The organism is Rhodococcus sp. KRD175, assembly GCF_017168275.1.
In the GTDB taxonomy this organism is placed as follows: Bacteria; Actinomycetota; Actinomycetes; order Mycobacteriales; family Mycobacteriaceae; genus Rhodococcoides; species Rhodococcoides fascians.
This window is the reverse complement of record NZ_JABFAQ010000001.1, coordinates 50,552-65,647: the sequence shown is the minus strand read 5'-3', so window position 1 is coordinate 65,647 and position 15,096 is coordinate 50,552. Positions and strand designations below refer to the sequence as shown.

The 15,096-nt window shown below is 64.5% G+C and carries 14 protein-coding genes and 1 riboswitch; of the genes, 7 read left to right on the top strand and 7 right to left on the bottom strand.

Annotated features, from left to right (window positions below):
- Nucleotides 1-236: 236 nt before the first annotated feature.
- Entirely contained in the window at nt 237-803 is a 567-nt protein-coding gene (locus J1M81_RS00330) for a TetR family transcriptional regulator (protein ID WP_206497438.1), read from the bottom strand.
- Nucleotides 804-884: 81 nt separating this feature from the next.
- Here J1M81_RS00330 and J1M81_RS00325 point away from each other — a divergent pair, with 81 nt between their 5' ends.
- Entirely contained in the window at nt 885-2,504 is a 1,620-nt protein-coding gene (locus tag J1M81_RS00325; RefSeq protein WP_230591034.1) for an MFS transporter, read from the top strand.
- A gap of 70 nt (nt 2,505-2,574) precedes the next feature.
- Here the strand turns inward: J1M81_RS00325 and J1M81_RS00320 are convergent, their stop codons facing one another.
- From J1M81_RS00320 to J1M81_RS00310, 3 genes are all read right to left on the bottom strand, one after another.
- A complete protein-coding gene (locus J1M81_RS00320) occupies nt 2,575-3,321 on the bottom strand; it encodes a GTP pyrophosphokinase family protein (protein ID WP_206497437.1) in 747 nt (248 codons plus the stop codon).
- Between the two features lie 422 nt (nt 3,322-3,743).
- Nucleotides 3,744-3,899 carry a DUF6131 family protein gene (locus J1M81_RS00315; RefSeq protein WP_094611554.1) on the bottom strand — a complete coding sequence of 52 codons (156 nt, stop codon included), beginning with the start codon at nt 3,897-3,899 and terminating at the stop codon, nt 3,744-3,746.
- A gap of 93 nt (nt 3,900-3,992) precedes the next feature.
- Nucleotides 3,993-5,942, bottom strand: a complete 1,950-nt coding sequence (locus tag J1M81_RS00310) for a DEAD/DEAH box helicase (RefSeq protein ID WP_230074123.1) — start codon at nt 5,940-5,942, stop codon at nt 3,993-3,995.
- Nucleotides 5,943-5,990: 48 nt separating this feature from the next.
- Here J1M81_RS00310 and J1M81_RS00305 point away from each other — a divergent pair, with 48 nt between their 5' ends.
- The 5 genes from J1M81_RS00305 to J1M81_RS00285 all read left to right on the top strand — a co-directional run bounded on the left by J1M81_RS00305 (nt 5,991) and on the right by J1M81_RS00285 (nt 11,434).
- The gene (locus J1M81_RS00305) at nt 5,991-6,704 is read left to right on the top strand and encodes a type 1 glutamine amidotransferase (protein WP_032367744.1); all 714 of its coding nucleotides are present in this window, start codon (nt 5,991-5,993) and stop codon (nt 6,702-6,704) included.
- A 9-nt stretch (nt 6,705-6,713) separates the two neighbouring features.
- A complete protein-coding gene (locus J1M81_RS00300) occupies nt 6,714-7,892 on the top strand; it encodes an alpha-hydroxy-acid oxidizing protein (protein ID WP_201010248.1) in 1,179 nt (392 codons plus the stop codon).
- A complete protein-coding gene (locus J1M81_RS00295) occupies nt 7,892-9,187 on the top strand; it encodes an alpha-amylase family glycosyl hydrolase (RefSeq protein ID WP_206497436.1) in 1,296 nt (431 codons plus the stop codon). The genes J1M81_RS00300 and J1M81_RS00295 overlap by 1 nt, the downstream gene beginning before the upstream one ends.
- A gap of 73 nt (nt 9,188-9,260) precedes the next feature.
- A riboswitch (TPP riboswitch) is annotated at nt 9,261-9,353 on the top strand.
- 49 nt (nt 9,354-9,402) lie between these two features.
- Nucleotides 9,403-10,164, top strand: a complete 762-nt coding sequence (locus J1M81_RS00290) for a 3-oxoacyl-ACP reductase (protein WP_206497435.1) — start codon at nt 9,403-9,405, stop codon at nt 10,162-10,164.
- Nucleotide 10,165: 1 nt separating this feature from the next.
- Nucleotides 10,166-11,434, top strand: coding sequence for an LLM class flavin-dependent oxidoreductase (locus J1M81_RS00285; protein ID WP_206497434.1), 1,269 nt, complete (start codon nt 10,166-10,168; stop codon nt 11,432-11,434).
- 12 nt (nt 11,435-11,446) lie between these two features.
- Here J1M81_RS00285 and J1M81_RS00280 read toward each other — a convergent pair whose 3' ends face one another.
- The 3 genes from J1M81_RS00280 to J1M81_RS00270 form a co-directional block, all read right to left on the bottom strand.
- Nucleotides 11,447-12,337, bottom strand: coding sequence for an alpha/beta fold hydrolase (locus J1M81_RS00280; RefSeq protein WP_206497433.1), 891 nt, complete (start codon nt 12,335-12,337; stop codon nt 11,447-11,449).
- Between the two features lie 12 nt (nt 12,338-12,349).
- The gene (locus tag J1M81_RS00275) at nt 12,350-13,369 is read right to left on the bottom strand and encodes a PDR/VanB family oxidoreductase (protein WP_241257566.1); all 1,020 of its coding nucleotides are present in this window, start codon (nt 13,367-13,369) and stop codon (nt 12,350-12,352) included.
- Between the two features lie 83 nt (nt 13,370-13,452).
- On the bottom strand, nt 13,453-14,352 hold the full coding sequence (locus J1M81_RS00270) for a metal-dependent hydrolase (protein WP_206497431.1): 900 nt from the start codon (nt 14,350-14,352) through the stop codon (nt 13,453-13,455).
- Nucleotides 14,353-14,466: 114 nt separating this feature from the next.
- Here J1M81_RS00270 and J1M81_RS00265 point away from each other — a divergent pair, with 114 nt between their 5' ends.
- A complete protein-coding gene (locus tag J1M81_RS00265; RefSeq protein ID WP_206497430.1) occupies nt 14,467-14,982 on the top strand; it encodes a hypothetical protein in 516 nt (171 codons plus the stop codon).
- Nucleotides 14,983-15,096: the final 114 nt, after the last annotated feature.

Below are 15,096 nucleotides of genomic sequence, written 5' to 3'. Positions count from 1 at the left end.
GAGACTCGTCCCACCACGTGCACTCGGCGTGGTGGGGCGTCCCGCGTGTGTGCGGTCGAGGACGCAGCCGACCGGGGTCACAAACGCGAGCGCACTTGCCAGATGCGCGCAGAATAGCGACGGGATCGGTGTCTACTTTGTGCGCGTCTGGCAAACGCGCGCGCGTTTGCGGAAATGGGGGCCGCTACCCCAGTATTCCGCACTCTTGCGTCAAAGCTAGATATGGATAGACAGCGCTACGGAGCGCAGAGTCGACGCACGGCGGCTTCGATTTTCGACGCCCGACGCTGAATTTCGGCGTCATCGGCAGGCTCGCAGTGCAGGCTCGGCGCGGTCATCCACGCCGAGGTGATGCCGAACATCATGGTGATCAGATCCTCGACGGTGAAGGCGTCGGAGATCAGTCCGTCTCGCTGGGCGTCGGCCATGGCCCTGTGGCGCTCGGCGATGACCGAGTGGATGTCGTCGGTGCCCGAGGTCGCCATACCGCCCTGCAGCTGGGTCCACAGCAGGAGTCGGTGCTCCTCGGGATGCGCAGCGAGGTGCAGGTATTCGCGCGCTGCGTACCCGCCGAGGTCGTCGACGGCGAAGGGTACTTCGTCGATGAACCGCGCGAACCCGTCCTCGACGACGGCCCGGAACAGGGCTTCTTTGTCGCCGAAGTAGGCGTACACACGTTCCTTGCTGGCCTTGGCCGCGGCCGCGATGCGATCGACGCGGGCCCCGGCCAGCCCGTGTACCGAGAACTCGTCCCGGGCGGCGACGACGATGCGGGCGCGGGTCGCACTGGCGTCAGGTTTCATGGCGGTCACCATACCCCCAACCAACTAGTTCGTTTGACTATTGGTTCTGGGTCGCCTACCTTTTTGCTCGGGACATTTTTCGTGCCCAGAATCAACGAGTACGAGTGGGGTAGAAACATGTCGCAGCTCTCCGAGCGCGAAGCGCCGGATCTGAATCCGAACTACGAGCGCCGATGGCTGGTGCTGTGCATCGTCGCCATCACGCAGCTCACGATCGTGCTCGACGGCACGATCGTCAACATTGCGCTGCCGCAGGCTCAGCTGGACCTGGGCATCAGCGACAGCAGCCGCGCCTGGGTCATCACCGCCTACGCGTTGTCGTTCGGCGCACTGCTGCTGCTCGGCGGACGCATCGCCGACTACTGGGGACGCAAGCGCTCGTTCATCGTCGGCATGGCAGGCTTCGCCGTTGCCTCCGCTATCGGCGGACTCGCTCAGGAAGGCTGGCAGCTGTTCATCGCGCGCGCCGGCCAGGGTGTGTTCGCTGCACTGCTCGCCCCGGCAGCACTGGCCATCCTGACGGTGACGTTCACCGACACCAAGGAACGCGCCAAAGCGTTCGGCGTCTTCGGTGCCATTGCCGGTGGCGGCGCAGCGGTCGGCCTACTCCTCGGCGGAGTGCTCACCGAATACGCGAACTGGCGCTGGTGCCTGCTGGTCAACATCCCGGTCGCAGTGTTCGCCATCGCCGCAGCGGTGCCGCTGGTGAAGGAGAGCAAGGCTCACGGAGACACCCGCTACGACCTGCCCGGCGCGATCCTCGTCGCTCTCGGTCTGGCATCGCTGGTCTACGGCTTCACCGAGGCCGAAGACGGCTGGGCGACGGTACCCACCATCTCGTTCATCGCGCTCGGCCTCGCTCTGCTGGCCGCGTTCGTCGTCGTCGAGTCCAAGTCCGCCAACCCGCTGCTGCCCTTGAGTGTGTTGCTCGACCGTGACCGCGGTGCCGCGTACATCGGCTCGGCCGTCATCGGCGCTGCCCTGCTCGGTGGCACGTTGTACCTCACGTTCTACTTCCAGATCGTGCTGGAGATGAGCCCGGTGATCGCCGGCGTCGCGTCGCTCCCGATGACCGGCGGCATTTTGATCACGGCCGCGCTCGCTTCTGCACTCGTGCCGAAGATCGGACCCAAGCCGCTGATGGCCGTCGGTCCGGTCGTCTCCGCAGTCGGCCTGCTGCTGCTCACCCAGATCGGCGTCGACACCTCGTACTTCACGCACGTCCTGCCGGGCGTCGTGCTGCTCGGCCTCGGCCTCGGTCTGCTGATGGTTCCGATGCAGAACGTCGCACTGATCGGCGTTCCCGATCACGACGCAGGTGCCGCATCGGCGCTGATCAACGCCACCCTGCAGGTCGGTGGTGCACTCGGTGCTGCGGTGTTCACCACCGTCTACACCTCGTCGAAGACCTCGTACCTGGCCGAGAATCCGGCACCGACTCCGCCCGCCGGAGTTCCCGCGGAAGCTCTCGCCGGCCAGGAAGTGCCCAGCGACGAGATGTTGGCCGCGCTGCCGGAGCCGATCCGCAACTTCGTGCTCGCGACCATCGACCACGCGTTCTCGGCCGAGGTCTCCGGCTACGCCTGGGCATTCGGTACCGCCGCGATCCTCGTCGCGCTGGTGAGCCCGGTCGTGTTGCTGCTCGTCCGCGCGAAGAAAGACGACCTGCCCGTCGGCGACACCCCGGTACATATCGGATAACGCAGGCACGAACCGACAACCCCGCTGCTCAGCCGTCGAGCAGCGGGGTTGACGTTCTTCGAAGGCATCGTCAGTCCGGGTCGATTGCTTCGGCCTGCGCGGTGAGCAACATGTGCAGCAGCTCGGGAGACAATGCCATCGGAGGCATCGCGCCGAGAGTGATGGAGTTGTCGGAATCGCCGTTCAGTTCCTCCACCTCGTCGTGCAGGCTTTCCATCTTCTCGTCCAGCGTGTTGGCCGTCTCGGCGGCCTCGGTCAGTTCCGCCAACAGGGTGGGCGGAATCTGGCCGCGGTACTTGTAGAAGATCTTGTGCTCGAGGCTCGCCCAGAAATCCATGGCAATCGTGCGGATCTGGAGTTCGACCAAGACCGGTTGGACGCGATCGGACATGAACACCGGAATTTCGACGATGAGGTGCAAACTCTTGTAGCCGTTGGCTTTCGGGTTCGCGATGTAATCCTTGACCTCGACGACTCGAACGTCGGTCTGACTACTGAGCATGTCCGCGATGCGGTAGGTGTCGGAGATGAAGCTGCACGTGATGCGGACACCTGCGACGTCGAAGATGTTCTCGCGAATGGCGTCGAGCGTCAGTGCGCACTTCTTGCGCTGAGCCTTGTCGACGATGCTCTCGGGCGTCTTGAGTCGCGACGAGACATGCTCGATGGGGCTGTAGCGGTGGATGTGAGTGAATTCCTGCTTCAGGATGTTGATCTTGGTGATCAGTTCGTCGATTCCGAACTTGTAACTCATCATGAAGCGGGTGAAATCGTGCCTCAGCTGCACCAGGTCGACGACGGCTTCACTGTTGCTCATGCCCCCGATTGTCCACGATCGCCGGACGTGACCGCGCCGCGCGAGAATCGAAGCTGGCGTCGCTGCACGTGGCACCGAGTTCTGGGGTGAACCGCACGAGATTGCACCTCTGGCACTGATGGGTACGGTGATGCCCCCGCTCACACGAGCAAGCACGCGAACCCACCAGTACCGAACCGGCGACAAGCGGATGGCCGTTGGTGCAGTGAGTAGGTGCTCGTTCTGCCCACCGATCGCCGACGCGGTAGAGCGAGCCGGCAACCGGGTCGGTGTCGCGCTCGTCGGATGCCATCGCGCGCAACCGCCTTCGACACTGTCTACCGCCCGATTTGGACCGCCCGAAGTGGCTCCGCTGGCCGCATCGCCAACTCCGGGGGCCCGCTCAGACTAACAGAAATCGAACGTATGTTCTAACGTGGATGTCAAAACCACGTCTTGCGGCCACCGACTGCGCGCCCCATCGAACCGAGCAACGTCAGAACCGCGCCGACGACCACCAGAATGATGCCGATAGTCGTCAAAATTGAAATGCCGGCGAAATAGCCGATGAGGGCGAGGATGATTCCGAGAACGATCATGACTACTCCTGGTGCCAAAGTGAGCCCACTATCGACGAATTGTCGATGGGACCGAACCTACTCGGGCGCGTGGACGATTGCTCACAATTGTCGCTATTTTCCGGCATCCACTTTCGCCGCGAGGAAAGCCTCCGGATCGATCAGATCCGCCTGCCCCACGATCGATCCCAGATCCGCGATGCGCTCGATCCCGGTGAGCACCATCTCCTCCTCGACGGTGCCCTCGGCGTAGCCGTAGTAGCAGGTCGACGTGGTGTGGTTGTGGTCCTTGTCGATGCGGTTGGCGCGGCCCTCGATCTGCCTGATGTCGATGGGTGTCCACCGAGGATCGTGAATCAGCGTCACGCGCGGTGCGAGTGTGGAGACCGTCCCCTCCGGGAGCAGTAACTCGTTGGTGTGCAGGTTGATCGCGCTCGTGGTGGTCGAGACGATGACCGACGCGTCGCCGGTCTGAAAACGACGAATCGACGCCTCCTGCTCGGGACTGCTCATGCTCCCGTCGACCACGGCGACCTCGAGCCCCTCGTCTCGAAGTGTCTGGGCCAGAGCAGCGACCGACTCGCGGTAGAACATCGAGACGAACACCTGATTGCCTGCCTTGACCCACGTCCGGACTTGATCCGCAGACGCGGGAATGCGCAGGTACGAGCACTTCTGGCGAAATCGCAGCGTCGCCGCGCGGGTACTCGGATTCTTCTGCAGCACTCGCTTTCCGCCGACGGCCTTCCAGATCGGCAGGCCGACTTCCTTGCGGTAGTCCACCCACGCCGAGTTGTACAGCCGCTTCTGCGCGGCCGTGAGTTCCTGGCCGAGGGGCTCCCGCGGAGTCGGCGGCGACGGTCGTGAAATCGACCACGGCACAGCACCTCCCGAGAGCCAGCCGTGCACCGACGCGATGTCGCGGGCTCGCGTCGTCGCGTCCTCGGGCTCCCACCGCCACGTGGTCAACCCCGTCGTGGCCTTGCCTGCCTTGACGGCGAAGCCGGACTCGATGAGGAACTCCGCCCACTTCATCGTCACGGCATACCCGAGATACTCGTCGTCGCCGAGGATCTCGACGCCGCGGCTGCGTTCGACGGCGCGGGCCATGTACGCGAAATGCAGCGGCTGATAGCCGGGAGTGGCAGACATCCACACGACGGATCGGGCCGCCTCCTGATACCGCCACAGAATTTGCGACTGCTGCGATTCGATGTTCATCAACGCATGCGACTCGTCGGCGATCACCACGTCGATGTCGAACCGCAGCTCGCCCAGCGAGATGGTCCGCTTGTTCTGCGTCCGTTTACGTTTGCCCAGATCGGTCTCGGGCGGAACCGACAGCAGCTTCTTGGTGGACTGATAGGTGATCAGCAACCAACGCTTGCGGTCGGATGGTTCGATGTCGGCCTCGCTGTCTGCAATGGTGCGACGCCACCCCGGCAGCGCACCCTTGGGTGCCACCACCAGAACCGTGCCGATCTCGGCGGCCGACATCTGCCGCACGGCCTCGCACACGGCCAACGTCTTACCCAGACCCGTCGAATCCATCTGCGCGAAGTACGGGAAGCCGGCGTCGAGCGCGGCCAGATGGCGTCGGACCGATTCGAGTTGGGTGTCGCGAGGCTGCATCGCCCGTTCGCGCACCTCTTCGTCGCGCCAACTGTCGTTCGCGTCGTCCTCGAGCCACCGCTGCAGGCTGTACGGCATCGATTCGTACGGCTGCAGGTACTCGGGCAGTTCGGTTCCGTAATACGCGAACACGCGCGGTCCGGGGTACCAGCGCGCCCCCGCTGCGCCCGCCGCGGACCGATCCTCGAACGGCACGTCCAACACCCAGACGCGCTCGCCGGGATCGGGCACCCGAAGATCGGGGGCGGCGGACTTGCGGGGCGACGTCTTGCGCGGGGCTGTTCTCTTGCGAGGTGCGGCCTTCTTCGGGGCAGCTTTCTTCGCCGCAGGCTCACCGTTCTTCGCAGCCGCGAACTTTCGCGCAGCGCTGCTCTGCCCGGCCTTGACGGTGCGGGCAGTGGTGGATCGGGCAGTGCGTTTACGAGGTGGCATCGGATCCAGTCTGTCGTACGGTGTGCACGAACACCGTAAAGGAGCCCTGTGACATACCCGAACGACCCGCGCGCCGTAGTTCTCGTCCACGACCGGGACCCGTCCCTGGCGCGTCGCGATATCGGCACCCTCGCCGCCGAATTGCGCACCAGGGGTTTCCTGTTGGACGTGCATTCCTTCGACCACAGTCCCGATGTCGCACCACCGACGCTGTCCGACGCGCAGGTGGTCGTGGTCATGGGCTCACCCGACGCCGCGTACGACGACACCCTGACGTGGCTCGCGCCGGAGATCGCGTACGTGCAGCAGGCGATCGATGCGCAGGTCCCGGTTCTGGGTGTGTGCTTCGGCGGCCAGTTGCTTGCTCGCGTGCTCGGCGGATCCGTCCGCAAGTCCGAGTACCCCGAGTACGGATTCGTCGACGTCGAGACCTCCGATCCCGAGCTCGTCGCCTCGGGCCCGTGGATGGAATTCCACGGCGACACGTTCGTCGCTCCGCCGGAGGCGACGGTCATCGCCCGCAACGAGGCAGCGCAGCAGGCCTTCGTCTGCGGCCCGCACCTCGGGTTGCAGTTCCACCCCGAGATCGACCTCGACACCTACGATGCGTGGGCGGCCGCGTGGGACCGCGACGGCGTCGAACATGCGGTGGACGTGCACGAGATCAGGCAAGACATTGCCGACTCCGAAGCTGCAGCTCGGGCGCGGTGCTCGGCGCTGCTGGACGCATTTCTCGCCCGATCCTCGGCGGTGCCCCGGTAGGGTCGAACGATGACCGAGGCCAGGCCCAGCAACTTCAGCGATCACCAGCTCGGCATCTACGCCGCCGGAATGTTCGCTCAGCAGACACCGTCGATCACCACCAACCTGGCGAGGCTGGAGGACCAGGCTGCCGAGAAGCTCTCGCCCGAGGCGCTCGGCTACATCGTCGCCAGCGCGGGCAGTGGCTCGACGGCGCGGGCGAACCGGGCCGCCTTCGACAGGTGGGCCATCACGCCGCGGATGCTGCGCAGCTCGGCCTCGCGTGATCATGCGTGCACCGTGCTCGGCACCGACATGCCTGCACCGCTGCTGATCGCTCCGGTGGGTATTCAGACTCTCGCCCATCCCGACGGTGAACTCGCGACGGTTCGCGCGGCTGCGGAACTCGGTGTGCCGTACATACATTCGACGCAGGCCTCGCATTCCTTCGAGCAGATCGCCGAGGCGGGCGGAGATGCGCCACGCTGGTATCAGTTGTACTGGCCGACGGACGAATCGGTACTGCTGAGCTTCCTGCAGCGTGCGAAGGACACCGGATTCACCACGTTGGTGCTGACGCTCGACACGACGTTGCTGGGCTGGCGGCCCGCCGATCTCGACCGCGGGTACCTTCCGTTCTTGGCCAACCTCGGAATCGAGAACTATCTGAGCGATCCGGCGTTCCAAGCCGGACTCGCTCAGCCCGTCGAGGAGAATCCCGTTGCGGCCGCGATGCATTGGGCGCAGATGTTCCCCAATCCCGGCCTGTCGTGGAAGAACCTGGCGTTCCTGCGCGAGCATTGGGACGGCCCGATCGTGCTCAAGGGCATCTGCACCGTCGGCGACGCCCGACAAGCGGCCGCCCAGGGAGTCGACGGCATCGTCGTCTCCAACCACGGTGGACGTCAGATCGACGGTGCCAGGCCGTCTCTCGACGCGTTGCCGTCCATCGTCGAGGCCGTCGGTGACGAACTGACGATCCTGTTCGACTCCGGTGTGCGCACCGGTGCCGACATGGCCAAGGCGCTGGCGCTCGGTGCCGATGCGGTTCTTCTCGGCCGCCCGTTCCTGTACGGTCTCGCCCTCGGCGGGCAGGAAGGTGTTGCACACGTACTACGTTGCCTGCTGGCCGAATTCGACTTGGTGACCAGCCTGTCCGGCCATACCGGCGCGGGCGAGCTCGGTCGCGACTCGATCGAGGCGTCCTGATGGAGTGGACGAAGCACGCCATCTGGTGGCACCTGTACCCGCTCGGTTTCACCGGTGCGCCGGTGCACGGATGGGACGGTGAATCCCAATCGGATCAGCACCGGCTGAACAGAATCGAGAAGTGGCTCGACTACGCCCTCGAGCTCGGTGCGTCGGGTATCGCCCTGGGGCCGATCTTCGAGTCGGAGAAGCACGGCTACGACACTGTCGACTACTACCACGTCGACGGTCGGCTCGGCACCGACGAGGATATCGATTCGCTGATCGCTGCGGCGCATTCCCGCGGTCTGAAAGTGATGTTCGACGGCGTCTTCAACCATGTCGCGCAAAGCTTCCCGAAGTTCCGTGAGGCCCTGGCCGCGGGTCCGGATTCCGAGGCCGCGGAGTGGTTCCACCTCGACTGGTCCGGCGACGAGCCGACGCATCGCAACTTCGAGGGCCACGACGAACTGGTCGCTCTCAACCACGAGAGCCCGCACGTGCAGCAGTACGTGGTGGACGTGCTCTCGCACTGGCTCGAACGCGGCGTCGACGCCTGGCGGCTCGACGCGGCCTACGCGGTACCGCCGCGCTTCTGGGCCGCGGTGCTGCCGAAGGTTCGCGAAAAGCATTCGGAGGCATACTTTCTGGGCGAAGTCATTCACGGTGACTACGACCGGATCGTCTCGGCCTCCACGTTGGACTCGGTGACGCAGTACGAACTGTGGAAGGCGATCTGGAGTGGGCTGAGCGAGAAGAATTTCTTCGAGCTCTCGCATGCCCTCGAGCGTCACAACGGCTGGCTCGACGCCTTCGTGCCCGCCACGTTCGTCGGAAATCACGACGTCAATCGCATCGCCAGCGTCATCGAAGACGAGCGACATCTGCTGCACGCGTTGGTGGTTCTGTTCACCGTGGGCGGGATGCCGATGATCTACTACGGCGACGAGCAGGCATTCCGCGGTATCAAGGAAGATCGCGTCGGCGGTGACGACGAGGTGCGTCCCGAATACCCCGACACCTCCAAGGATCTGGCACCGTACGGCTGGCCCGTCTACCGAGTACATCAGGAACTGATCGCGGTACGACGTCGCAATCCGTGGTTGTACTCCGCGCGCACCGAGACGCTCGAGCTAACCAACACCGCATTGCTCTACCGCGTGTACGCGGACGACAATTCGATGACGGTGGCGCTCAACCTCGGCGACGAGGCCATCGACTACCCGGTCCAGGGCGACGACGTGCTGGCGGGCGAGGCACACCTGAACGGTGGACGAGTGAGCGTTCCAGCGCACGGCTGGGCTGTCATCGGCTGATCGTTGCATACGGTTGTGTTCGGCTGTCTATGTCGAGCGCAAGAAAGCGGTAGAGAGACCTACAGGTACAGTCGACCGCGACACGGGGTGCCCGTCAGGGCTGAGATCACACCCGTCGAACCTGATCTGGTTAGGACCAGCGAAGGGAATGTCGTGATGTCTCGGTATTTCCTGTCCCTCGTGACGGTCCCGACCTCGAACGAGAGGCGTAGCGCATGAGACTCGACGAGCAGACAGTGTTGATCACCGGCGGTGGACGCGGGCTGGGAGCAGCGATCGCCGCGGCGTTCGCCGGTGAGGGCGCACGTGTGGTGATCGACTACCGCGCCAGCAAAGAGGCCGCGGAGGCGTTGGCGGACAGGCTCGGCGACCGTGCATTCGCGGTTCAGGGCGACGTGACCGACGAGAGCGCGGTGGCCTCGGTGTTCGACTCGGCACGTGCGCATTTCGGCACTCCGATCACCACAGTCGTCAACAACGCGCTGGCCGATTTCTCGTTCGACGGGGATGCTCGACCGAAGGCCGACACCATCACCTGGGATCGGTTCGACGCTCAGCTACGAGGCAGCGTTCGCGCGGCGCTGCTCACCACGCAGGCGGCCCTGCCGGGAATGCGTGAGGCGGGCTTCGGCCGAATCATCAACGTGGGCACCAACTTGTTCCAGAATCCGGTGGTGCCGTACCACGACTACACCGCGTCCAAGGCCGCCCTGCTCTCACTGACGCGTACGTTGTCCGCGGACCTGGGGGTGGACAACATCACCGTCAACATGGTGTCGGGCGGACTGCTGCGCACCACCGATGCCAGTGCCGCGACCCCGGCCGAGGTGTTCGACTTCATCGCGGCCTCGACCCCGCTGCAACGCGTCACCACGCCCGAGGAGTTCGCCGATGCTCTGCTGTTCTTCGCCTCCCCGTGGGCGCGGTCGGTGACCGGTCAGAACCTCGTTGTCGACGGCGGTTTGGTCAAGAACTGACATGCACCTCAACGCTTTTCTGTACGGCTGCGGACATCACAGTGCAGCGTGGCGGCATCCCGATTCGCGAGTGGAGGACCTGGGCAACATCGCGTACTACGAGGAACTTGCGCAGCTGGCCGAACGGGGAAAGTTCGACGCGGTGTTCTTTGCCGACGGGCATTCCGTTCGCGACCCGGCCGGCGCAGGAACCTGGTTTCTCGAACCGATCACGGCGCTGTCGGCCATGGCCAGAGCGACCACCCACATCGGTCTGGTCACGACTGTGTCGTCGACGTTCTACACACCGTTCCATGCCGCGCGCATGCTGGCGTCGTTGGACCACATCAGCGGCGGCCGAGCCGGCTGGAACGTCGTCACCTCCATGTTCGACGCCGAAGCACGCAATCACGGAATGGACGCCATACCGGCTCGGGAGGAGCGCTACGCACGGGCAGCAGAGTTCGTCGATACTGCACTGGCACTCTGGGATTCGTGGGAGCCCGATGCCCTGACGCTCGATCGCACCGGGATGTACGCCGACCCGGCCAAGGTGCACTCGATCGACCACGACGGCAAACACTTTCGAGTCGACGGCCCGCTGACGGTGCCGCGGTCGCCGCAGGGCAGGCCGGTCCTGTTCCAGGCCGGTGCGTCGGGACCGGGCCGCGACCTGGCGGCGAAGTACGCCGAGGCGATCTACGCCGTCGCCTACGATCTCGTTGCCGCGCAGGGCTATTACGAGGACGTGAAGGAGAGAATCGATCGAGCAGGTCGTGACAGTGCGGCAGTGGGCATCATGCCGGGTTTGGTGACGTACATCGGATCGACGATGGAGGAGGCTCGCCAGAAGAAGGCCGAACTGGACGTCTTGCTGCCGACGGAACAATCCTTGGCGATGCTCTCGACGTTCACCGGGCAGGATTGTGCTGCTTGGGAACTCGATGAACCGGTACCGACTCTGCCACCTGCGGCCGAGTTCACGGGACCGCAGGGTCGGTACGAGACCATCCTGCGCATCATCGAGAAGGACCGGCCCACCGTGCGTCAGTTGCTGGGCACCCTCGCGGCCGGTGGCGGGCACGCCACGATGATCGGCACACCGGATTCCATCGCCGACGAGATGGAATCGTGGATCGGCCGCGGTGCCGACGGCTTCAACCTGATGTGCCCGCGCTACCCGGACTCACTCGCCGACTTCGTCGAGCACGTGGTCCCGATTCTGCAGCAGCGTGGCCTGTTTCGGTCCGAATACACGTCTTCGACGCTGCGAGGCCATCTGTCCGGATGACCCGGTACGGGTTCAATCCAACGTGTCGATGAACTCTCGCGTCAATCGTGCAATGTCGTCGGCGTGCGAGATCGGCGACCAATGCCCCGCCGGAATGTCGTTGCGGGTGAGGTTCTTCACCCACTTGCCGGTGTCGTCGTAGTGGTACGGCCGCACCGCGACGTCCTCGGTGTTGACGATGAGATGCACCGGGATGTCGATGTACCGATCCCGCGGATTGGTCAGAATCGGAATGATGTTGGCGCGGTACAACTTGGTGCCGTTGGTTGCATCCGACCACAGCGTGGGGTTCTGAGTGACGAGCTTCGGATCGACGCCCGAGAACTCCTGGAGGAACGCCGGCCAACCCTTGGCGAACTGTCGCTTGATGCGCAGCGTCGACAGGCCGGGGATGTGGAAGGTGACGGTGTACCAGGACGCTCGGGTCTGCGCGAGAACCTGCTTGATGCCGGCAAGGGTGGGACGACGCAGGCGCGACTGCGACCACTTACCGAGGTGATCGAGGTTCGGACCCGAAATCGATGTGTACGAACGGATTCGATCCTTGGCCTGGGGCTGGGCTGCGGCCTCCCAGACCTCGACGGCACCCCAGTCGTGCGCGAGTACGTGAACGGGAGCGTCGGGACTGACCGCATCTGCCACGGCATAGAAGTCTGCCGCCAACCGGGCCAACTTGTACGCCGACTGCTCGGCAGGTACCGAGCTCTCGCCGGCTCCACGCGAGTCGTAGCTGATCACCCGAAAACGGTCTTCGAGTTGCGGCACGATGTGGCTCCACAGTTCGTGAGTATCGGGCCACCCGTGAACGAGGACGATGGGGTCCCCGTCGGGGTTACCGCTCTCGAACACCGCCAACCGAATGCCTTCGTTGACGACCGTCGTACGAACTGCGTTGCTGCTCACTGTCTTTCCGTTCTATAGATCGAGTACGAGACGGGCGCTTCGAGCACGCGAGACGCAGATGAGCATGTGGTCGCGCTGCTCTTCCGGGGTCAATCGCGATTCGAGGTGTTCGGGCTCCCCGGAGAGCACACGCACCTTGCAGGTGCCGCAGAAGCCCTGTTGGCACGAGTACGCGATATTGGGCTTGCGTTCCTTGACAGCGGTGAGCACCGAGGCGTCGGCTGCGACGTCGAGTACGGCCCCGCTGCTGATCAGCTGCACCTCGAACGGTGTGCCATCGAGGATCGGCGGCGGACCGAAGCGCTCGAAATGCAATGCGGTGGCAGGGCACTGGCGGAAGTCGCGGCGGACGGCATCGAGCATGGGGGTAGGGCCGCAGCAGTAGACGGCACCGCCTGCGGGCGCGCGCTGGAGCAGTTCACCCTCGGTGGGGTACCCGTGCACGTCGTCGGTCCGGACGAACACGCGATCCGATTCCCAGCTCTCGATCTCGTCGAGAAAAGGCATCGTGTCCCGGGAGCGACCGCAGTACACGAACTGCCAATCCATCCCGAGAATCCGTGCGGCACGGACCATCGCGATGATGGGGGTGATGCCGATGCCGCCGGCGACGAACAGCGCGCTGCCCTCGGCGACGAAGGGAAAGCCGTTCCGTGGGCCACGTACGGTGACCTCGGTTCCGGGCTCGAGTGCATGCATCTCGATGGATCCACCTGCGCCGGTGGGGATTCGGCGCACGGCGATCCGGTAGCAACTGCGGTCGGACGGATCGCCGCACAGCGAGTACTGCCGACGGCGACCCGACGGCAGATGTAGATCGAGGTGGCAACCGGGATGCCAAGTCGGCAGCTGCTCCCCCGTCGGCGAGGCGAGGGTCAGAGCGGCGACGTTCTCGTCCTCGGCGATGATCTCGCGGTCGACGACCACCAACCGCAGCGCGGAATCGGGATTGTGGCCGGCTACCGCGTCGTCGTACTCCTTGCCGGCAGTCGCATGCATGTAGCCGTTGAGGAACGTTCCGAGCATCTGCATCGAGCGATCGGCGCGAGGGCGTCCGCGCAGATCCGGTGGCGCGTCCTTGGGCAACAGCCGCGGAACGCGACCCGTCGAGAGCCTCACCGCGCCGCAGCCTGCGCGGCCGGGGACGACGCCAGGTAGCGCACGGCCTGAGCCGTCGAGCCTTCCTGGCTCGGGTGATACGACTTCTTCAGGTAGCGAGACATACTGCGGCCGACGTGCGTCAGCGCCGGCAGCGTGCCGCGGCGAACAGACTTGCGCCACAGGGCCGATCGGGGCTTGCGGACCGACTTCGGCGCGCTCTGCAGCTCGGGGTCGTTCTTCATCAGGAAGATGATGCCGCGCATCCAGATGTACCCCATCAACGGAACGACCACGACGAACGTGCGCAGGCGACGTACCTCGCGCTTGTCGAAGTAACGAAGGGTGTCGTACGCAACCGAGCGGTGTTCCACTTCCTCGGCACCGTGCCACCGCAGCAGATCGAGCATCGTCGGATGGATGCCGGCTCGGTCCAGACCGTCGGCATTGAGTACCCAATCACCGAGGAACGCCGTCACGTGCTCGATGGCCGCGATGAGGGCCAGCCGCTCGACGAGGTTGTTCTTCGATCGCAGACTCGTCACCGAATCCGATCCGAGTACCTTGCCGAAGGCCCATTCCATCTGATCGGTGAACGGAGTGGGGTCGAGTCCGTTGTTCTGCAGATGCACGAGGACGCCGGTATGAGCCTCGGCGTGTACGGCTTCCTGCCCGATGAAGCCGATGACGTCGTCACGCAGCTTCTCGTCGTCGATGTAGGGCAGAGCTTCTTTGAATGTGTCGACGAACCAGTGTTCACCGGCGGGGAGTATCAGGTGCAGCACGTTGAGAACGTGGGTGGTGTACGGATCGCCGGGCACCCAGTGCATCGGCAGATCGCTCCAGTCGAACTTGACGTTCCTGGCCTGAAGCATCACTTCGCCCGGATCCGATGCGACGGCGTTGCGCTCGTTCATCGAGTCGACCTCCTCCACGTCCGCGATGTGGCCGCTGCCACAGTGCGCGACTTAGTATAAACACCGGTTACAGGTAAAAGGAACCGTGTCGGTGGACAGTGAGAGACTTCTGTGATGACCGACCCCTCCCCAGCGGCTGTTCCCCCGAGCAGGGCGCCCGTGGCCTGGCCCACCGAGTGGCCCGTCGATGTGCGTCGAATCGCGGACGCCACAGTCGATGCCCTTGCTGCTGTCGTGGCGCAGGATCCGATCGCGTTCGACGAGGCCGTCGAACTGTTGGACCGCTCGGACGCGGCCAAGGCCGGGAACGTGCATGCGGAGATGGTACGGAGTTTGCTCGAAGAGGTATATAGCGATGGCTTGACCGGGGAGAACGTCCAGGAAGTACTCGGCCGAACCGTCCGCGGAGCCGAGTGGCTTCCGAGCTTGGACATCGCCGGATTCGTCGAAGTGCTCACCGGCGCGCTGGGTGTGACGGACGTCGACGAACAATCACGTTCGCGGCCGCGGCCTGCGCATGCCCTGTTGGTGGTGGCGGATCTGCTCGCAGTTCGGCGAAGCCGCGCCGAGACGTATGTGCGCCGCGCACTCGCCGAGATTCACCGCGCGCAGACGGTGGAGATGCCCTAGCAAGATATTCCCCTCTCTTGTGCCGATACTAGAGAGGCGAAGATTGCGCTACCGACACCGACGACGAACTCGACGTTATGGACACATTCCGACGGATTTTCGTCCCCAACTTCG